Origin of the sequence: Balnearium lithotrophicum (genome assembly GCF_900182585.1) — a bacterium.
GTDB classification, from domain to species: domain Bacteria; phylum Aquificota; class Aquificia; order Desulfurobacteriales; family Desulfurobacteriaceae; genus Balnearium; species Balnearium lithotrophicum.
This window is the reverse complement of sequence record NZ_FXTM01000024.1, coordinates 1-17,776: the sequence shown is the minus strand read 5'-3', so window position 1 is coordinate 17,776 and position 17,776 is coordinate 1. Positions and strand designations below refer to the sequence as shown.

Below are 17,776 nucleotides of genomic sequence, written 5' to 3'. Positions count from 1 at the left end.
ATCTGAGGTTGTCTTACTCTGTGGGGTCTTTTGTTTCTGTCTTTGAGGCCTTCTAAACCGTACTTTTTGTATCTATTTTTCCATTTGTAGAAGGTGGTTGGACTTATTCCGAAGTATCTGCAGGTTAGTCTTGCATTTTGGTGTTTTTCGTAATGTTGAATCCATTTAAGTCTTTTTCTCACGTTTGGGTCTTTTGTTAGGTCGAGTTTTGTTTTTATTTTCGTTCCTCTTTTGATTGTTTTTTTGAAGGGTGTATTTGATATGTGCAGGGATGTTCCTTTGAATTTCTTTAATTGTTTCATTGGTGGACACCTCCTTTTGTTGGAGTTCAAATCTTATTTTAGGGTGTCCACCTTCTTTCTGAACTTCAACAGGCTTTTCCTCCACTGGGATGCCCAACTTCTCTTGCAATTTCGCCAAAGAAATTCCCTCAATTTCGAGGGTTTTTATTCTCCCTGTAGTCCCCCTCTTTATTCTTATAGAGCTCTTAGGTACTTTTAAGGATTTGGCCAAAAGCTCAATAACTGCTCTGTTTGCCTTTCCTTCCTCAGGAGGAACTGTTACCCTTATCTTCAGCCTCCCCTCCTCCACTTTCTCTATTCTGTTCCTGGAGGACTTGGGCTGAACCTTCACCTCCAACTCTATCGCTTCTCCCAATCTCCTTACCTTTAGCATCCTCCTCCAACTCCTTTAAGAGTCTTGTCATCTCAATGATTGCAGCTTTTAACTTGTTTGCCATTCTCTTTTGAGTTAATCTTAGCTTTTCTATTTCAATCTCGACTTCTTCCCTCTTTTTACTAAGTATGTTTAACTCCTTTTTCTTTTCCTCAACGATTCTCTCTATTTTTCTCCTTGCTTTTTCAACAAGCTCCTCTGCTTTGTACTCGGGAGTTTGAGCCCTCAGTCTGTTTACTTCTTTTAGTAGGTCCTCGTAGGCATTGGCAACTGTGCTTAGGAAAATCTCAACCTCATCTGGGTCATATCCAAACAGTTTCTTGCTGAACTCTTGATTTCTAATTTCCTGGGGAGTTAGCTTCCTTTTGTTTTCCATTCTAAATTCCTCTAATCAGTTGGTCTATTAGTTGCAAAAGGATTATAGCAACAAGGGGACTAAGGTCTATCCCTCCAATGGGTGGAACGAGTTTCCTAATCGGGCTCAGTACTAAATCAAGAGCATGGATAATTCGGCAAATTGTACTGTTCCTGTTGTGAGGGGGAATGAATGTTAGAAGAGCTCCTACTACTATAAACCACGTTAGAATCTCAATTGCTAAGTGTACAGAACTCTTAATCAGTTCTACCATTTTTTTACTTCCTTAATCAGATTTACCAATTTTTCAATAGCCTTTCCTCTATGGCTTATTTTGTTCTTTTCCTCCATGGGGAGCTCTGCCATTGTTTTCGTGTATCCCTCGGGGATAAAAAGAGGGTCATAGCCAAAGCCTCCTTCTCCCCTTGGCTCAGTTATGACCTTTCCCTTAACCTCTCCGGAGCTCCAAAGTCCCATCCCTTCAGGAATATATAGAAAGATAAATGAAACGTATCTGGCCGGTGAATTTTCAAGTCCCAACTTTTTGAGTTCTAGTATTAACCTCTTGTTGTTTTCCTCATCTGTGGCACCTTCTCCTGCAAACCTTGCTGAAAAAATCCCAGGTCTTCCGTTCAGGGCTTCAACTTCCAAACCAGAATCCTCAGCAATTACAGGAAGGTCTATCCTTTCCGAGTAGTACTTTGCCTTCTCGTAAGCATTTTCACAGAATGTAATTCCCTTCTCCTCAGGTGGTTCCAGATTGGAAATTTGGTCTATTGGAATTACCTCTATTTCAAACTCCTTCAACTTTTCCTGAAATTCCTTTAGTTTTCCCCTGTTTTTTGTAGCAAGGACAACTTTCACTCTTCCACCCCTAATGTTTTCCTTTGAATCTCAATAAGCTCTTTTATTCCCTTTTCTCCTAAGTCTAAAAGTCTGTTTAACTCACTTCTATTAAAGGCTTTCCCTTCTGCAGTTCCCTGTATTTCAACAAATTCGTTTTTGTCGTTCATAACTATGTTCATATCAACTTCGGCAACCGAGTCCTCCTCGTAGTTAAGGTCGAGGAGAAACTCACCATCAACTATTCCAACGCTCACAGCTGCAACAAAGGACTTAATGGCATTTAACTTTTCAACTTTTTGGAGAGCCCTGTACAGTGCAACAAAAGCTCCCGTTATTGAGGCCGTTCTCGTTCCACCGTCTGCCTGAATGACATCGCAGTCAATCCATACGGTAGTTTCTCCTAAGAATGTTAAATCTACAGCACTCCTTAGAGAACGGCCTATTAACCTCTGTATCTCCTGAGTTCTTCCCGTTAATTTTCCCTTTGCAGCTTCCCTGACCGTTCTCTGGGCTGTTGCCCTTGGAAGCATTGAGTACTCTGCAGTTATCCAGCCCTGACCTGTTCCCCTTAAAAACGGGGGGACCTTCTCCTCTATTGAGGCAGTGCAGATTACCTTTGTGTCACCAAACTCTATGAGGCAGGAACCCTCTGCGTGTTTTATGTAGTCCAAGGTTATCCTAACCTTTCTGAGCTCATCGGGAGCTCTCCCATCCTTTCTATTCAATACTTACCTCCTCAATCTCAATGCCGTTTCCCATTATCATCTTTGAAATTCTCTCAAACCTTTCAGTCTTGTCGCTTACCAGTATTTTAACCTGTCCCTCTCTCTTTTTACTTCTAACTGGAAGGAGCTTTTCCACTTCCTTGGCCACGGCCTCTGCCGAGTCAACGAGTGAGATTCCCTGACAAACTTTAGAGAGGACATCCTTTATGAGGGGATAGTGAGTACAACCTAAAACGAGGGTATCTACTCCTTTATCCATTACTTCCTTTAAGTACCTCTTTGCTACTTCGTAGGTTACCTCATCGTTCAACCATCCCTCTTCAATGAGGGGGACAAAGAGGGGACAGGCCTTTTGATAAACTTGACAAAACGGATTTAGTGAAACTATTGCCCTTTTGTAGGCTTCACTCCTTACCGTAGCTTCTGTTCCAATTACTCCTATTTTTCCCGATTTGCTGATTTTTACAGCCTCCCGTGCTCCAGGCTCAATAACTCCCACTATGGGAAAAGAAAAGTTGCTCTTTAAAACTTCAAGGGCATGGGCAGAGGAGGTATTACAGGCGACTACAACCATCTTAACGTTGAACCTTTCAAGTAAGCGGACGTTCTGAATACTGAACTTAATTATAGTTTTTGGTGACTTATTTCCGTAGGGAACCCTTGCAGTGTCTCCGAAGTAGATTAAGTTCTCTGAGGGGAGGTGTTCTTTTAGAGCTCTGAGAACGGTTAGACCTCCTACTCCTGAATCGAAAACTCCTATTGGCCTTTCTGGCATTGCATCTCCATTTTATAGGTACTTAAATTAAATAGGTTAACCTTAATTTGTGAAAGGAATTTTCTATGAGAAGTTGTGATGAAATTATAGAAAAAATAAAGGAGTACAGGCCTAATGCTAACTTTGAGGAGGTAAGAAAGGCCTACGAATTTGCAAAGATTAAGCACGAAGGCCAGTTTAGGAAGTCCGGAGAACCCTATTTCTCTCACCCTGCCGAGGTTGCTTACATTCTAACAGAGCTCCGAATGGATACTCCGACAATAGTTGCTGGTCTTCTCCACGATACAGTTGAGGACACGGACACAACTATTGAGGAGATAGAGGAGGAGTTTGGGAAGGAGGTTGCATTTATTGTTAAGGGAGTTACAAAACTTGAAGGTTACAACTTTAACAGTAAAGAGGAAAAGGATGCAGAGAGCTTTAGAAACCTCCTAATTTCCCTTGCTGAGGATATAAGGGTTTTAATAGTTAAGCTTGCAGATAGGCTTCACAATATGAGAACACTCCACCACATGAAAAAGGAAAGTCAATTGAGAAATTCAAAGGAAACGCTAACAATCTACGCACCCCTTGCCAACAGGCTTGGAATGTACAGGCTGAAGAACGAACTTGAAGACTTATCCTTAAAGTATTTGGACCCCGAAGCTTACTACTCTATAGAGAGAAAGGTAAAGGAGAAGAAGAGGAAAATTCTCCCCTACCTTGAAGGAATAATAGAAAAGGTCAGAGAGGAGCTTGAGAAAAACGGTATAGAGGGAAACATCCAGTGGAGAATTAAGCACATATATGGAATATACAGGAAGATGGTCATGAAGGGTATTCCCTTTGAGGAGGTTTACGACGTTGCTGGAATAAGGGTAATAACCAATACCGTTGGAAACTGCTACCAGATTCTTGGAATAATCCACAGTTTGTGGACCCCCGTTCCTGGTAGGATAAAGGACTACATAGCTGTTCCAAAGCCCAACATGTACCAGTCCCTCCACACAACTGTAGTTGGCCCCAAGGGACAGTTTGTTGAGTTTCAGATTAGAACATGGGAGATGCACCAGGTTGCAGAGCTTGGTATTGCTGCTCACTGGAAGTACAAGGAAGGGGGAGGAGCTCTTTCAGAAAGTGAAAGGAACAGGTTCCTTTGGCTTAGGAATCTCCTTGAATGGGTGAAGGAGGAAAAGGATACAGGCGAGTTTATAGACTCTGTTAGAAAGGACCTCTACAATGAGGATATCTACGTTTTTACACCTAAGGGAGACATTAAAACCCTACCTGTTGGAGCAACTCCTGTTGACTTTGCCTACTCCATCCATACGTCAATTGGCCACAGGTGCAGGTCGGCAAAGGTTAACGGAAAGTTGGTTCCCCTGAGCTACACCCTAAAGAGTGGAGACAGGGTAGAGATAATAACGGGGAACAAGGAGAGACCTAACAGGGACTGGTTGGAGTTTGTAAAAACTTCAAAGGCCCGCCAGGCAATTAAGTCTTTTCTGAGAAAGGAGGAGAACGATAGGGCAAAGAAGTTGGGTGAGAGCTTGCTAGATAAGAGTTTGAGGAAGTACGGAAGGACTCTAAACAGCTTGAAGGAAGACGATGAAGCTTTAGAGAGAATAAAGGGTTTGGGGTATTCAAAGTTGGATTCCCTTTTGACGGATGTTGGGTTTGGAAAGGTTGAACCCGATACTGCAGCACGGAAGCTCTTGGGACTTCCCTTAGAGGTTAAGAAGAAGAAAAAGGGAAGTTCAAGGTCGAGGGATATCGATATAAGGATTGACGGAATAGACAATATGGCTGTTAGTCTTGCAAAGTGCTGTCATCCGCTACCTGGAGACAGGGTTGTTGGTGTGATTAACTCAGGGAAGGGAATAGTTATCCATACCGCAAACTGCGTTGTTGCAAGGCAGATTAAGGAGAGCTCCCCAGGGAAGGTTTTAAAAGTTGAATTTCTGCCATCCGATAGAACCTATCCTGCAAAGATTAGGGTTTCTACAGAGGATAAACCAGGAGTTCTTGCAGAAATTTCAACTGTGATTTCAAAACACAACATAAATATAAAAGGTGTCTCAAGCCGCTCAGTTTCAGGAAGGGCCGTTTTGGACTTTGTAGTTGATGTTAAGAGCAAGGACGAGTTACAAAAAATAATAAATGCCATTAGGTCTTTGAAGGAGGTTATAACTGCTAAAAGAATTCAAAGGGAAAGAGTGAGAAGTAAAAGTAGAAGCAATTAGGAAAAATATGCATATTTTATCCTTAGAAATTACAGACTGGAGGTAGTATGGAGGAGATACTCAATCAGTACGTTCCTATAGTTATAGAGCAAACAGGAAGGGGAGAGAGAGCCTACGATATCTACTCAAGGCTCTTAAAGGATAGAATTGTAATGTTGGGAACTCCCATCGATGACCACATTTCAAACCTTATTGTTGCCCAACTTCTATTTTTGGAAGCAGAGGACCCTGAAAAGGACATATACCTATATATAAATAGTCCAGGGGGAGTTGTTACTGCAGGACTTGCCATATACGATACTATGCAGTACATAAAGCCCGATGTAGTAACCATCTGTATGGGACAGGCTGCAAGTATGGGGGCAGTTTTGTTGGCTGCAGGAGCTCCCGGAAAGCGCTTTGCACTTCCTCATGCAAGGATAATGATTCACCAACCCTTAGGAGGATTCCAGGGACAGGCTACAGACATTGAAATCCACGCAAAGGAAATCCTAAGGCTTAAGAGAATGCTCAACGAAATCCTTTCAAAGCATACAGGGAAACCGTTAGAGAAAATTGAGCAGGATACGGAGAGGGATTACTTTATGAGTGCTGAAGAGGCCATGGAGTACGGCCTCATAGACAAAGTTCTAACGAAGAGGGGAAGTTAAGTTGGTTAAGGGTAAGTTCCCTTTAGATAGAGTTGAAGAGGCAATAGAAGAAATAAAAAAGGGAAACTTCGTTGTTGTTGTTGATGACCCCAACAGGGAGAACGAGGGAGATTTAATTATTGCAGCAGAGAAGGTTACACCTGAGGCAATCAACTTTATGACGAAGTACGGAAGGGGACTTATCTGTCTTGCCCTTCCTGAGGAAAGGTGTGATGAGCTTGAGTTTGAACCTATGACTCCAAAACCTACAGACCCGAAGGAGACGGCTTTCTGTGTCTCTGTCGATGCCCATCCAAAGTTTGGAACCACAACAGGAATTTCGGCTTACGACAGGGCAATAACCATAAAGAGGGCAGTTTCTCCCGATGCGAAGCCTGAGGACTTTGTAAAGCCGGGACACGTATTCCCACTAAGAGCAAGAAAGGGAGGTGTTTTAAAGAGGTCCGGACATACGGAGGCCGCCGTTGACCTTTCAAGGCTTGCAGGACTTTATCCGGCTGGGGTTATCTGCGAGATAATGGATGAAGACGGAACAATGATGCGCCTTCCAAAACTCATAGACTACGCAAGGAAACACAACCTAAAGATTATAAGTATTGCAGACCTCATTGAGTACAGGATGAAGAGGGAAAGCCTCATAAGAAGGGAAGCAGAGGCTAATCTTCCTACGGCCTACGGTATGTGGAAAATTTACGCCTACACTTCGTTGGTTGATAACAAGGAACACGTTGCCTTGGTTATGGGAGAGATTAAAGAAGACGAACCTATTTTGGTTAGGGTTCACTCAGAGTGTTTAACAGGTGATGTCTTCGGCTCTTTAAAGTGTGACTGCCGTTCTCAGCTCCACAGGGCTATGGAGATGATTTCAGAGGAAGGAAAGGGGGTTATTGTTTATCTAAGGCAGGAGGGAAGGGGAATTGGTCTTGTAAATAAGATAAAGGCTTACCACCTTCAGGACCATGGGTTTGATACTGTGGAGGCAAATAGAAAGTTGGGATTTCCTCCCGATATGAGGAACTTTGGAATAGGAGCTCAAATCTTGAGGGATTTAGGGGTTAGAAAAATTAGACTTCTAACGAACAATCCTAAGAAGCTCATAGGATTGGAGGGTTACGGTTTAGAAATTGTTGAGAGGGTTCCTATTGTTACAGGTGTTTGTGAGTACAACGTTAACTACCTGAAAACGAAAAAGGAAAAGATGGGACATCTTATAGATTTGGAAAACGATATTGCGGAGGGTAAAGGTGGGGACTGAGCTACCCGATGAATTAAAGGAAAGAATTATGAACATAACGGCAGGTATTACATCCCTCTTTGAGGAGACTGTAAAGGCGTACGAGGAGAAGGTTTCAGAGTTAGAGGAGAGGATTGAGGAGCTTGAACAGGAAAACATCGAGTTAAAGTACAAGCTAAGGCAGCTCAGTAACGACCTCAAGAACCTCAGCGAAAAGATAGCGGCCGAGTTCCTTTCAAGGGCTGAATCGGCTTTGGAGGAGGTTAGAAAATTAGAGGAAAAGAACCAAGAATAGGTATAACCATTGGAGACCCTTCAGGGATAGGTGCTGAGATTCTAATTAAATCCCTTCCCTTTTTGGGGAAACTTCCTGCCTCCTTTACTGTTTACGGTTCAAGTGGAGTTTTAAAGTTCTACTCGGAGCTCCTTAAGCTTCCCCTCAATTTCTCCCCTAACGTTTCTCTGTGTGATGTTGCTCCAAACGTTGAGTTTCAGGTTGGAAAGGCCTCGAAGGAATCGGGAAGAGCCCAGGTTGAGTTCTTAAAGGGAGCCCTCTCTGATGCTAAGGAGGGAAAAATAGATGGAGTAGTAACCCTTCCTATAAACAAGGAGGCTGTTAGACTTGCAGGATTTCCCTTTCCCGGTCACACAGAGTTTTTAGCCCATTTCTTTAAGGTTAAAAATTTTGGAATGATGCTTGCAAATGAGAGGTTAAAGGTAGTTCTCCTTACAACTCACGTTTCTCTAAGGGAAGTTCCAGACTTAGTTAAAAGGGAGAGGATACTTAACAAGTTAGAGCTTATAAATAGTGAGTTTCCAGGAGCCAAAATAGGTGTATGTGCCCTCAATCCCCACGCTGGAGAGGGAGGGCTTTTTGGAAGAGAAGAAATTGAGGAGATAGAACCAGCTATAATTGAGGCTAAAACTTCAGGAATAAAGGCTTTTGGACCTTTTCCTTCCGATACGATATTTTTAAGAGCTCTAAAGGGAGATTTTGACGTTGTTTTAGCTATGTACCACGACCAGGGGTTGATTCCGATAAAACTCTTGGGTTTTGGAAGGAGCGTTAATGTAACGTTAGGGCTTCCGATAGTTAGGACTTCCGTTGACCATGGAACTGCTTACGACATTGCAGGTAAGGGTATTGCCGATACTGGTAGCTTTGAAACGGCAGTAAGAATAGCTATAGAGCTTCTTAAGAGAAAGATGTCTTGAATTCTCTCTCTGTTTTTGTTAAAGCCTTGAACAAATACCCCTATTTTCATTTAACTAAGAATTTCATGATTTTAGAGCTCAAGCCTACTTCAAATTGTCTTGAGTTGATTGGACGTAAGAGAATGGAGAAACAAGTTAACTAACTGTTTGAGGAGAGTTCTTCGATTCCAAATACCCCTCACTGGGAATAAAATAATTTCCTTCAATTAGTTGTAGGGAGGAGCAATGACCACAATAACAGTTGTAAAGAGGAACGGAGAGAGGGAACCGTTAAATATTGAGAAAATCAGGAAGGTCATAAATTGGGCTGCAGAGGGACTCGATGTTAACACGTTAAAACTTGAGGCCAAGCTTAAACTTCACTTCTTTGATGGAATAACTACAAGGCAGATTCACGAAGCTGTTGTGAATACTGCCCTTCAGTTAACAACTCCCGAGGAACCTGACTGGAGAATCCTTGCCGGAAGGCTCTTTATCTTCAACCTCTACAAGGAAGTCTCTATCAGGAGGGGAACGAGTAAGCTTGCCTACGTTGGTGGCGGTAGAGAGTATTTAAAAGTTGTTAAGGAGCTAATAGAGAAGGGGCTGTACACGGAGGAGCTCCTTAAAAACTACACGGAGGATGAAATTGAGGAAGTTGGAAACTACCTAAAACTTGAGTACGACTTCCTCTACGACTATGCAGGAGCAAACCTCCTTGCAAAGAGGTACCTCTGTGTGTATGAGGATTACCCTATAGAGCTCCCTCAGGAAATGTACATGACCATATCCCTCATGCTTGCAGTAAACGAACCAAAGGAAAGGAGGATAGAAACCGTAAAGAGGTTCTACGATTTGATTGCAGGTAAAAAGCTCTCCCTCGCAACGCCTATACTCATAAATCTCAGGAGGCCTAACGGTAATCTCTCCTCGTGCTTTATAACTGCAATGGATGACAATTTGGATTCAATAATGTACACGGCAAATCAGGTAGCCCAAATATCGAAGAGGGCCGGTGGTGTTGGAGTTAACCTTTCAAGGATAAGGGCTCAGGGCTCTTGGATTAAGAGGGTCTTTGGTGCAAGTGGGGGAATTGTCCCGTGGACTAAGATTTTAAACGACGTGGCTGTTGCGGTTAACCAGGAAGGGAAGAGAGCCGGAGCAGTTACAGTCGCCTTAGACGTCTGGCACCTTGATATCTACGACTTTTTGGAGCTCAAAACGGAAAATGGGGACCTTAGGAGAAAGGCCTTTGACATATTTCCCCAGGTTGTAATTCCAGACCTTTTCATGGAGAGGGTCAAGTACAACGGAGACTGGCTTTTGGTTGACCCTTACGAGGTTGAGAAGAAGTTTGGATACAAGCTCTACGAACTCTGGGGAGACGATTTTGAAAGGGCATACATGCACGTTGAGAATGAATCTGAAAAGTTAAAGTTGAAAAAGAGGGTTAAGGCAAAGGAGCTCCTAAAGGAAATTTTAAAAACACAGGTAGCAACGGGACTTCCCTACATCTTCTTTAAGGATACTGCAAACAGACTGAATCCCTTAAAACACGATGGATACATAGGAAACGGAAACCTCTGTATGGAGAGCTTTTCAAACTTCAGACCCTCTGAAGGATTTAAAACCTACATGAAGGATGGAAAGATTGTAAGGGAGATAGAGAATCCCGGACTTGTCCACACGTGCAACCTCCTCTCGATAAACCTTGCAAACGTATCTAACGATGAGGAACTTGAAGAGGCCGTTAGAACGGCAGTGCGAATCCTTGACAACACAATTGAGTTAACAACTCCTCCTATACCTGAGAGTAAACTCCACAACGATAGGTACAGAACGATTGGTATTGGAACTTTAGGTTTGGCAGACTACCTTGCAAAGAGGGAAATTCCATACGGAAGGAATTCCCTGGATGTTATCGATGAGCTATACGAAAAGATTGCCTACTACGGAATTGATGAGAGTGTAAATCTTGCTAAGGAGAGGGGAAAATTTCCAGCCTACGATGGCTCTGACTGGAGCAGGGGAGTTATCATAGGTAAGGATGCTAAGTTCCTTGAGAAGAATACAAAGCTCAAGGAAAAGTGGTTGGAGCTCCTTTCAAAGCTCAAAAAGTACGGTATAAGAAACGGACAGCTATTTGCCATTGCACCGAACACAAGTTCAGGCCTCCTTCAGGGAGCAACTCCGGGAGTTCTTCCACCCTTTAGCAGGTTCTACATAGACAAGAACCAGAAGCAGGCAGTTCCAATCTGTCCACCCTACATAAAGGAGAGGTTCTGGTTCTACAGGGAGAGTAAGTACATGGACCAGAAGGAAGTTATAGACGTTATATCCACAATTCAGAAGTGGGTTGACAGCGGTATCTCTATGGAGCTCCTCTTCAACCTCAACTTAGGGATAAGGGCTAAGGACATTTACGAAACCGTTATGTACGCTTGGAAAAAGGGAGTTAAGACAATTTACTACGTTAGAACCATTCAGAAGGACAGCCAGGGAGAGCTCTCCAAGAAGGAGGAGTGCATAGCCTGTGCAAACTAAGAGGGAGGAAGAGATGTCCGATGTAAGGAAAGAGCTAATGAAGCCAAGGCCAATATTCAATCCAAACGGTAACGACGACCCTGCAAAGAGGGGAATTCTCTACGGAGATACGACAAACATTTTTAACCTGAACGTAATCAAGTACGAATGGGCTCCCAAAATGTACAGGGCCATGATGGCAAACTTCTGGATTCCTGAAACTGTTGATCTTACACAGGACGTTCAGGACTACAAGGAACTTACAGACGATGAGAGACAGGCGTACGATGAGATACTCTCCTTCTTAGTCTTCCTTGATTCAATTCAGACAACGAACATTCCAAACATTGCAGCCTACGTGAAGGCTCCTGAAATAACCATTGACCTTTCAATCCATGCCTACCAGGAGGCCATTCACTCACAGAGCTACGGCTATACGATTGAGTCCGTAGTTCCACCTGAAAAGAGGGAGGAGGTCTACTACTGGTGGAGAAAGGACCCCATTCTCTTTGAGAGGAACAAGTACATAGCCGACATCTATCAGAAGTTTTTAGAGGAACCGACAATGGAGAACTATGGAGAGGTTCTCATAGGAAACTACCTCCTTGAGGGTCTCTACTTTTACAACGGGTTTATGTTCTTCTACAACCTTGCTTCAAGGAACTTGATGCAGGGAACGGCGGACATAATAAGGTACATAAACAGGGATGAGTTTACACACGTAATTCTCTTTGAGCACTTCTTAAAGGACTTAACGGATGAAAACTTTAAAAAGTACCTACCCAAGGATAAGGTTTACGAGATGTTTAAGATTGCCGTTGACCAGGAACAGAGGTTCAGCAAAAAGGTTATAGGGAACAACATTTTGGGAATGAACGAAAAATCGATAGAGGACTACACGTACTATATTGCCAACGATAGACTTAAGAGACTAGGCCTTGAGCCTATTTTCCCTGATAGGCCAAATCCTTATGAACACTTAGAGAGAATTGCAGATGTAGGTGGTGAGGGAAACGTTAAAGCAAACTTCTTTGAGGCTACCGTAACGAGTTACAACCAGGCTTCCGCCGTTGAAGGGTGGGATGAGATTTAGGAGCTCTAAGGAGCTCCTACTATATTCTCTCTACTTTCGTTCTATTCAGTACTTCCAAAACCCTCTTAGGATTACAGAGTTTCGTTCCTTCCTCCATTACAGTTGCAGTTCCACAGGCAACTCCAAACTTGACGGAGTCAACTACGGACTTTCCGCTGTAGATGGAGTAAGCAAATCCTCCGACCAAAGAGTCCCCTGCTCCAACGGTATTTTTTACTTCAACCTTGGGAGGAATCACCCTGAAAATACCCTCTCTTGATGCACAGAGGGCTCCATGCTCACCCAACGAAACTATAACAACCTCAACACCAAACTCCATTACCTTCTTTGATGCCTTTACAACGTCATCAATTGAAAAGAGTGGAAATCCAACGAGCCTCTCAAGTTCGTACTTATTTGGTTTTACTGCAAAGGGAGCTTTCTCAACTGCCTTTCTCAGGAGCTCTCCGTCTGCATCAACAATAACTTTTGTTTTGCTTCCCCTAAACTCTTCAACAATCTCTCCGTAGAAGGTATCTGGAAGTGAAGGGGGAACGCTCCCTCCTAAGATTAGAACCTTTGGACTGCAGGACTTACATACTATTGACTTTAACTTTTTCCTTTCTTCTTCTGAAAGAGGAGCTCCCCTTGAGGCTATCAGGATGTGCTTTCCCTTTGCCCTCTGCTCCAAAATCGTGTTAACCCTCGTTTTTCCCTTCGTTTCAACGATAATTGATGTAACCCCTTCACTTTCCAAGAGTTCCTTTACGCACCTTCCTATGCATCCTCCAAGTGGTAAGGCTAAGTAGGAGTTTTCAGAAAACCTTGAAACGACCCTTGCTGCGTTTACTCCCTTCCCACCGGGGGAAATAAGGGGATTCTCAACCCTGTTTGTATCGTCCTCCTTTAAAACGTCTGTGTAGTAGTAGACGTCAAGACAAGGATTAGGGCAGACTGAAAGGAGCATAACTATCTTCCTTCAAAGAATTTCTTAACTTTTGGCCACAGTATTTCCCACTCGGCGTAGGCAGATTCTACGAGAGCCATTACGGGGTCAGCCTCGGCTAAGTTCTCAAGTTTGTAGGAGTCAATTATCTCCTTTAGAAACTCCTCTAAAGCCCTCTTAAACTTCTCCTCTTCGTGCCTCTCCCTAACCTCTGAAATTGCTTTAGAGAGAGCCTCCTCTTTTGAGAGGCCCTCCTTTAAGTACTTATCGTAAGTTTCCCTTAAATCCCTCTTAGCTTTTTCCATTAAACTTCCCTTTGAACTTTTTCAATAGTATAGCACTCTATAATGTCCCCGACCTTTATGTCGTTGAAATTTTCAAGTCCCACACCACACTCGTAACCTGCCTGAACTTCCCTAACGTCCTCCTTAAACCTCTTTAGGGACGCGATTTTTCCGTCGTAAATAACAACACCGTCCCTTACAAGCCTTACGTTTGCATTTCTCCTTATTACTCCGTCCCTTACGTAACAACCTGCAACCGTTCCAACTTTTGGAACCTTAAATGTAGCTCTAACCTCAGCAGAGCCTAAGTAAACCTCCTTCTCCTCTGGCTCCAATAGACCCTGCATAGCCTTCTTAACTTCATCAACTATGTCGTAGATGACCCTGTAAGTTCTCACATCAACCTTTTCCCTCTCTGCAGCTTTACGTGCAGCAGAATCTGGCCTTACGTTGAACCCTATAACGATTGCATTTGAGGCTGCAGCCAACATTATGTCGTTTTCAGTTATGGGACCAACTCCTGCATGGATTACGTTAACCTTGACCTCGTCCGTTGAGAGCTCCTCCAATGATTTCCTAATTGCTTCAATAGAACCCTGTGCATCTGCCTTGAGAACAACGTTGAGCTCCTTGACCTCTCCAGACTTCATCTGGCTAAAGAGGTCCTCTAAGCTTATCCTCTTTTCCCTCTCAAGGGCAGACTGTCTTGCAAGCTCCTGCCTCTTCTGGGCTATCTCCCTTGCCTTCTCTAAGCTCTCAACTACGTAGAACTTATCACCTGCAAGCGGTACATCCTCAAGACCTAATACCTCAACGGGCATTGAAGGACCAGCCTCTTTAACTGGCCTTCCCTTATCATCAAACATTGCCCTTATCTTTCCAGCATAGAGCCCTGCAACTATCGCATCCCCCACCTTTAGCGTTCCACTTTGGACAAGCAGTGTTGCAACAGGCCCCCTCTTTTTATCGAGTTTAGCCTCTAACACAACACCCCTTGCAGGTTTGTTTGGATTTGCCTTTAGCTCCATTAAATCTGCCTGGAGTGCTATCATCTCAAGGAGTTCATCGACTCCCTCTCCAGTTTTAGCAGAAACTGGTACCATTACAGTGTCTCCACCCCAATCCTCAGGGATAAGTCCGTGCTGTGTCAGCTCCTGCTTAACCCTTTCCGGATTTGCTCCAGGCTTGTCAATTTTGTTTATAGCAACGATTATAGGAACTCCTGCTGCCTTTGCATGGTTTATTGCCTCTACCGTTTGGGGCATGACGCCATCGTCTGCAGCAACGACCAAAACGGCAATGTCTGTAACCTGAGCTCCACGGGCCCTCATAGCGGTAAAGGCTTCGTGTCCGGGAGTGTCTAAGAATACAAGTTTTTTCTTACCCTCACTCGTATCGATGTCAACTACGGACGCACCGATGTGCTGTGTAATTCCACCGGCTTCCCTTTCAGCAACCTTTGTGTTCCTTATGTAGTCAAGGAGGGTTGTCTTTCCGTGGTCAACGTGGCCCATTACTGTTATGATGGGAGCTCTCGGCTCTAACTCTTCTTCTCTATCCGGCGTTTCTACAAGCTCGGCCTCTAATGCCTTCTCCTCTTCCTCCTCAACTCCCTCAAGTTTAACGACCTTTCCATACTTCTCAGCAACCTTACTTGCAGTTTCAAAGTCGATAGGTTGGTTTATCGCAACAAACTTTCCAAGGGCTATTAAGTCTTGAAGTAACTGGTTAGGCTCAACGCCCAACTTTTCAGCAAACTCCCTAACAGAAATTACTTCAGGTATTACAACTGTTTTTGCCCTTTCCTCCTCCTCAATTAACCTCTGTAACTGCTCCTCTTCGGAGAGCTCCTCAAACGGAACTTCCTCCTTAACCTCTTCCTTCTCCTTTTTCTTCCTCCTCTTCTTCTTCTTGGCCCTGTTCTTCTCCTCTATCTTCCTCATGAGCTCTTCAAACTTCTTCTGATCCTCAAGTTCCTTCTTCTCCTTCCTCTTCTCTGCTAAAATCTCCTCGTGAGTTTTGGGCTTTTCCTTCTCTCTCGATTCCTTAGTTGAAGCGATAAGCTGTTCAAGCTGTTCCCTTGTAACCTTTTCCTCTACAGGCTTTCTCTCTTCTCTTCTCCTCTCAGTCCTCTCCGGCCTTCTTCCTTCCCTGCGAGGTCTTTCTCCTCTTTCCCTTCTCTGTCTTGGTTGTCTCTCACCAGCTCTTTCTTCCCTTTCCCTTCTCTTATGGAAAGGTCTACGCTTCCTTCTTCTCCTTGCAAGTTCCTCTGGGGAGAGAATCCTGACTTCAGATTTTTTATCCTGTTTTCTCTCCTCCCTCTTTTCTTCCCTTTCCTCTCTCTTCTCCTCTACTTTCTCTTCCCTCTTCTCCTCTACCTCTTTAATCTCCACTTTAGGTTGAGTCTCAACAGCCTCAACCCTTTGCTCCTCTTTTCTTTCCTCTGCCTTTACAGTTTCTGGAGGAGCTTCCTTAACCTCCTCTTTCTTTTCCTCCTTAACGACCTCAACAGGCTGAATAAACTCCCTTACTATCCTGACCTGTCTCTCGTCCAAACTTGATTGAGCACTTTTAACGCTTATATCAAGCTCTTCCCTTAACTTTTGTATGAGCTCCTTTGAGGTCATACCTAATTCTTTTGCAAGCTGGTGAACTCTCATCTTAGCCAAAACAAAACCTCCTGAAACGGTTAAGCCTTAATATATACAGCTGGCAAATTATAGCAACAAAGGGATTTAAAATGCGTTAATTATATGTTCTACTTCCGTTTCCTCTCCCAAACTTACTCCAATTACGTCAAACCTCAGAGAGTCAAAATTGATTTTTTTCTCAGAGATAAACTTCAGAGCCGTTTTCCTCAGTCTGTTTCTCTTTCTGTAGTCCACTGCCTCTAATGGGGGCACCATGGAATCTCTGGAACGGAGCTTTACCTCAACGAAAACCAACGTACCATCCCTTGGGTCGAAGGCTACTATGTCAATTTCACCGTAGGAGCTCCTGAAGTTTCTCTCTATAATAGAGTAACCTTTCTTCACAAGATAGTGGGAAGCTATTCTTTCCCCTTCCTTCCCTCTCTCCCTTGACCCTTCCAAAGCTCCTCCTGTGAATCGGTGTTATTCCTAATTCCCTTATTTTTAATATGTGAAACTTTGTTGGATATCCCTTATGCTTTTCAAACCCGTACTCTGGGAAGAGTTTTGAGAGCTCCTCCATTATGTAATCCCTAACAACTTTAGAAACGACACTTGCACAGGCACAGGAAAAGCTTCTCTCATCGCCCTTTGGAATGGGAAGTATAGAGTTTGAGTACTCAGGGAGCTTTATGTAGTCTGTAATTAGAAAATCAGGCTTTATGGAAATTGAGGAGAGAGCTCTCCTAATCGCAAGGAGCGTTGCTTGGTAGATGTTTATCTCATCTATCTCTGTAGAATCTGCAAAACCGACACCAACTGCTTTAGCTTCCTCAAGTATTCTATAGAAGAACCTCTTCCTTTCCCTTTCGTTTAATTTTTTTGAATCCTTAAATAAAAAAGGGTTAACGTTCAGCGGGAAGATTACTACAGAAGCAACTACGGGACCCGCTAAAGGCCCTCTTCCCGCTTCGTCAACCCCTGCTACGTTTTTGTAACCCTTTTTCCATAGGCTCTTTTCTATCTGGATAATTACTTCTTTGTCATCCACTCTTTTTTCTCTTTGATTCTTGCAGCTTTACCCCTTCTCTCTCTGAGGTAGTAGAGTCTTGCTCTTCTTACAATACCTCTCTTGAGAACTTCGATGCTTTCAATTACAGGTGAGTATAGAGGAAACGTTCTCTCAATACCCACTCCGTAAGAAACTTTTCTTACAGTAAAGGTTGCATCTGTTCCAGAGCCTCTCTTCCTGATAACCACTCCTTCAAAGGCCTGGATTCTCTCCTTGTCCCCTTCCTTAATCTTAACGTTTACCCTTACTGTGTCTCCTACTCTAAACTCGGGAATATCCTTTTTAATGTACTTTTCCTTAACTACGTTCATCAATTCATCAAGTCCAGCCATAGTAAAACCTCCTGAATTTACCCTTTTGTGCAAGGGGAATTCTATTGGAACTTAAAAAAAAGTCAACAATAAAAAAAATGGTGCGCCCGGCAGGATTCGAACCTGCGACCTCGAGATTAGGAATCTCGCGCTCTATCCTCCTGAGCTGTTCTCGTTCAATACATGGTGGACACCCTGGAGTTTTTTAATATATTCCTCAAACTTCTCTACTGGAGTCTTATAACCAAGACTTTGATGAGGC

The 17,776-nt window shown here is 43.4% G+C and carries 20 protein-coding genes; 7 read left to right on the top strand and 13 right to left on the bottom strand.

All coding sequences use genetic code 11. From position 1 onward, the window contains the following. The 7 genes from FN732_RS08305 to murI all read right to left on the bottom strand — a co-directional run. A partial coding sequence (locus FN732_RS08305) for a helix-turn-helix domain-containing protein (RefSeq protein ID WP_246051366.1) occupies positions 1 to 263 on the bottom strand: 263 nt, incomplete at its 3' end. Continuing rightward, a complete protein-coding gene (locus FN732_RS09745) occupies positions 166 to 591 on the bottom strand; it encodes a DUF167 domain-containing protein (protein ID WP_246051365.1) in 426 nt (141 codons plus the stop codon). The genes FN732_RS09745 and FN732_RS08305, both read right to left, overlap by 98 nt. Further along, the gene (locus FN732_RS09740; RefSeq protein WP_142936095.1) at positions 548 to 1,051 is read right to left on the bottom strand and encodes a DivIVA domain-containing protein; all 504 of its coding nucleotides are present in this window, start codon (positions 1,049 to 1,051) and stop codon (positions 548 to 550) included. The genes FN732_RS09745 and FN732_RS09740 overlap by 44 nt, the downstream gene beginning before the upstream one ends. Before the next feature lies 1 nt (position 1,052). Beyond that, positions 1,053 to 1,304, bottom strand: a complete 252-nt coding sequence (locus FN732_RS08290; RefSeq protein ID WP_142936094.1) for a YggT family protein — start codon at positions 1,302 to 1,304, stop codon at positions 1,053 to 1,055. Continuing rightward, positions 1,298 to 1,894 carry an RdgB/HAM1 family non-canonical purine NTP pyrophosphatase gene (gene rdgB / locus FN732_RS08285; RefSeq protein ID WP_142936093.1) on the bottom strand — a complete coding sequence of 199 codons (597 nt, stop codon included), beginning with the start codon at positions 1,892 to 1,894 and terminating at the stop codon, positions 1,298 to 1,300. The genes FN732_RS08290 and rdgB overlap by 7 nt, the downstream gene beginning before the upstream one ends. Then, complete coding sequence (gene rph / locus FN732_RS08280; RefSeq protein ID WP_142936092.1) at positions 1,891 to 2,601, bottom strand: ribonuclease PH; 711 nt, start codon at positions 2,599 to 2,601, stop codon at positions 1,891 to 1,893. The genes rdgB and rph overlap by 4 nt, the downstream gene beginning before the upstream one ends. Beyond that, positions 2,594 to 3,376, bottom strand: a complete 783-nt coding sequence (gene murI, locus FN732_RS08275) for a glutamate racemase (protein ID WP_142936091.1) — start codon at positions 3,374 to 3,376, stop codon at positions 2,594 to 2,596. Before murI ends, rph begins: the two co-directional genes overlap by 8 nt. 65 nt (positions 3,377 to 3,441) lie before the next feature. On the opposite strand from murI, the gene FN732_RS08270 reads away from it, so the two are divergent. The 7 genes from FN732_RS08270 (at position 3,442) to FN732_RS08240 (ending at position 12,292) form a co-directional block, all read left to right on the top strand. After that, on the top strand, positions 3,442 to 5,598 hold the full coding sequence (locus FN732_RS08270) for a RelA/SpoT family protein (RefSeq protein ID WP_142936090.1): 2,157 nt from the start codon (positions 3,442 to 3,444) through the stop codon (positions 5,596 to 5,598). A gap of 47 nt (positions 5,599 to 5,645) precedes the next feature. Continuing rightward, on the top strand, positions 5,646 to 6,248 hold the full coding sequence (gene clpP / locus FN732_RS08265; RefSeq protein ID WP_142936089.1) for an ATP-dependent Clp endopeptidase proteolytic subunit ClpP: 603 nt from the start codon (positions 5,646 to 5,648) through the stop codon (positions 6,246 to 6,248). Between the two features lies 1 nt (position 6,249). Next, a complete protein-coding gene (locus FN732_RS08260) occupies positions 6,250 to 7,503 on the top strand; it encodes a bifunctional 3,4-dihydroxy-2-butanone-4-phosphate synthase/GTP cyclohydrolase II (protein ID WP_142936088.1) in 1,254 nt (417 codons plus the stop codon). Further along, positions 7,493 to 7,777, top strand: coding sequence for a hypothetical protein (locus FN732_RS08255; protein ID WP_142936087.1), 285 nt, complete (start codon positions 7,493 to 7,495; stop codon positions 7,775 to 7,777). The genes FN732_RS08260 and FN732_RS08255 overlap by 11 nt, the downstream gene beginning before the upstream one ends. Further along, positions 7,753 to 8,697, top strand: a complete 945-nt coding sequence (pdxA, locus tag FN732_RS08250; protein WP_142936086.1) for a 4-hydroxythreonine-4-phosphate dehydrogenase PdxA — start codon at positions 7,753 to 7,755, stop codon at positions 8,695 to 8,697. Before FN732_RS08255 ends, pdxA begins: the two co-directional genes overlap by 25 nt. A 225-nt stretch (positions 8,698 to 8,922) precedes the next feature. Beyond that, positions 8,923 to 11,220 (top strand): ribonucleoside-diphosphate reductase subunit alpha, encoded by a 2,298-nt coding sequence (locus FN732_RS08245; RefSeq protein ID WP_142936085.1) that lies wholly within the window; start codon positions 8,923 to 8,925, stop codon positions 11,218 to 11,220. A 37-nt stretch (positions 11,221 to 11,257) separates the two neighbouring features. Continuing rightward, on the top strand, positions 11,258 to 12,292 hold the full coding sequence (locus tag FN732_RS08240; RefSeq protein WP_185954294.1) for a ribonucleotide-diphosphate reductase subunit beta: 1,035 nt from the start codon (positions 11,258 to 11,260) through the stop codon (positions 12,290 to 12,292). A gap of 19 nt (positions 12,293 to 12,311) precedes the next feature. On the opposite strand, the gene FN732_RS08235 is transcribed toward FN732_RS08240, so the two are convergent. The 6 genes from FN732_RS08235 to rplS form a co-directional block, all read right to left on the bottom strand. Next, positions 12,312 to 13,238 carry a 1-phosphofructokinase family hexose kinase gene (locus FN732_RS08235; protein ID WP_142936083.1) on the bottom strand — a complete coding sequence of 309 codons (927 nt, stop codon included), beginning with the start codon at positions 13,236 to 13,238 and terminating at the stop codon, positions 12,312 to 12,314. A gap of 2 nt (positions 13,239 to 13,240) precedes the next feature. Then, entirely contained in the window at positions 13,241 to 13,522 is a 282-nt protein-coding gene (locus FN732_RS08230; RefSeq protein ID WP_142936082.1) for a 6TM ABC transporter family protein, read from the bottom strand. After that, a complete protein-coding gene (gene infB, locus FN732_RS08225; RefSeq protein WP_185954293.1) occupies positions 13,522 to 16,161 on the bottom strand; it encodes a translation initiation factor IF-2 in 2,640 nt (879 codons plus the stop codon). Before infB ends, FN732_RS08230 begins: the two co-directional genes overlap by 1 nt. A gap of 75 nt (positions 16,162 to 16,236) precedes the next feature. Continuing rightward, complete coding sequence (locus FN732_RS08220; protein WP_246051363.1) at positions 16,237 to 16,536, bottom strand: YraN family protein; 300 nt, start codon at positions 16,534 to 16,536, stop codon at positions 16,237 to 16,239. Next, on the bottom strand, positions 16,484 to 17,182 hold the full coding sequence (locus tag FN732_RS08215) for a ribonuclease HII (protein ID WP_142936079.1): 699 nt from the start codon (positions 17,180 to 17,182) through the stop codon (positions 16,484 to 16,486). The genes FN732_RS08220 and FN732_RS08215 overlap by 53 nt, the downstream gene beginning before the upstream one ends. Next, positions 17,164 to 17,514: a 50S ribosomal protein L19 gene (gene rplS, locus FN732_RS08210; protein WP_425456882.1), complete on the bottom strand. Its 351-nt coding sequence runs from the start codon at positions 17,512 to 17,514 to the stop codon at positions 17,164 to 17,166. The genes FN732_RS08215 and rplS overlap by 19 nt, the downstream gene beginning before the upstream one ends. Positions 17,515 to 17,776: the final 262 nt, after the last annotated feature.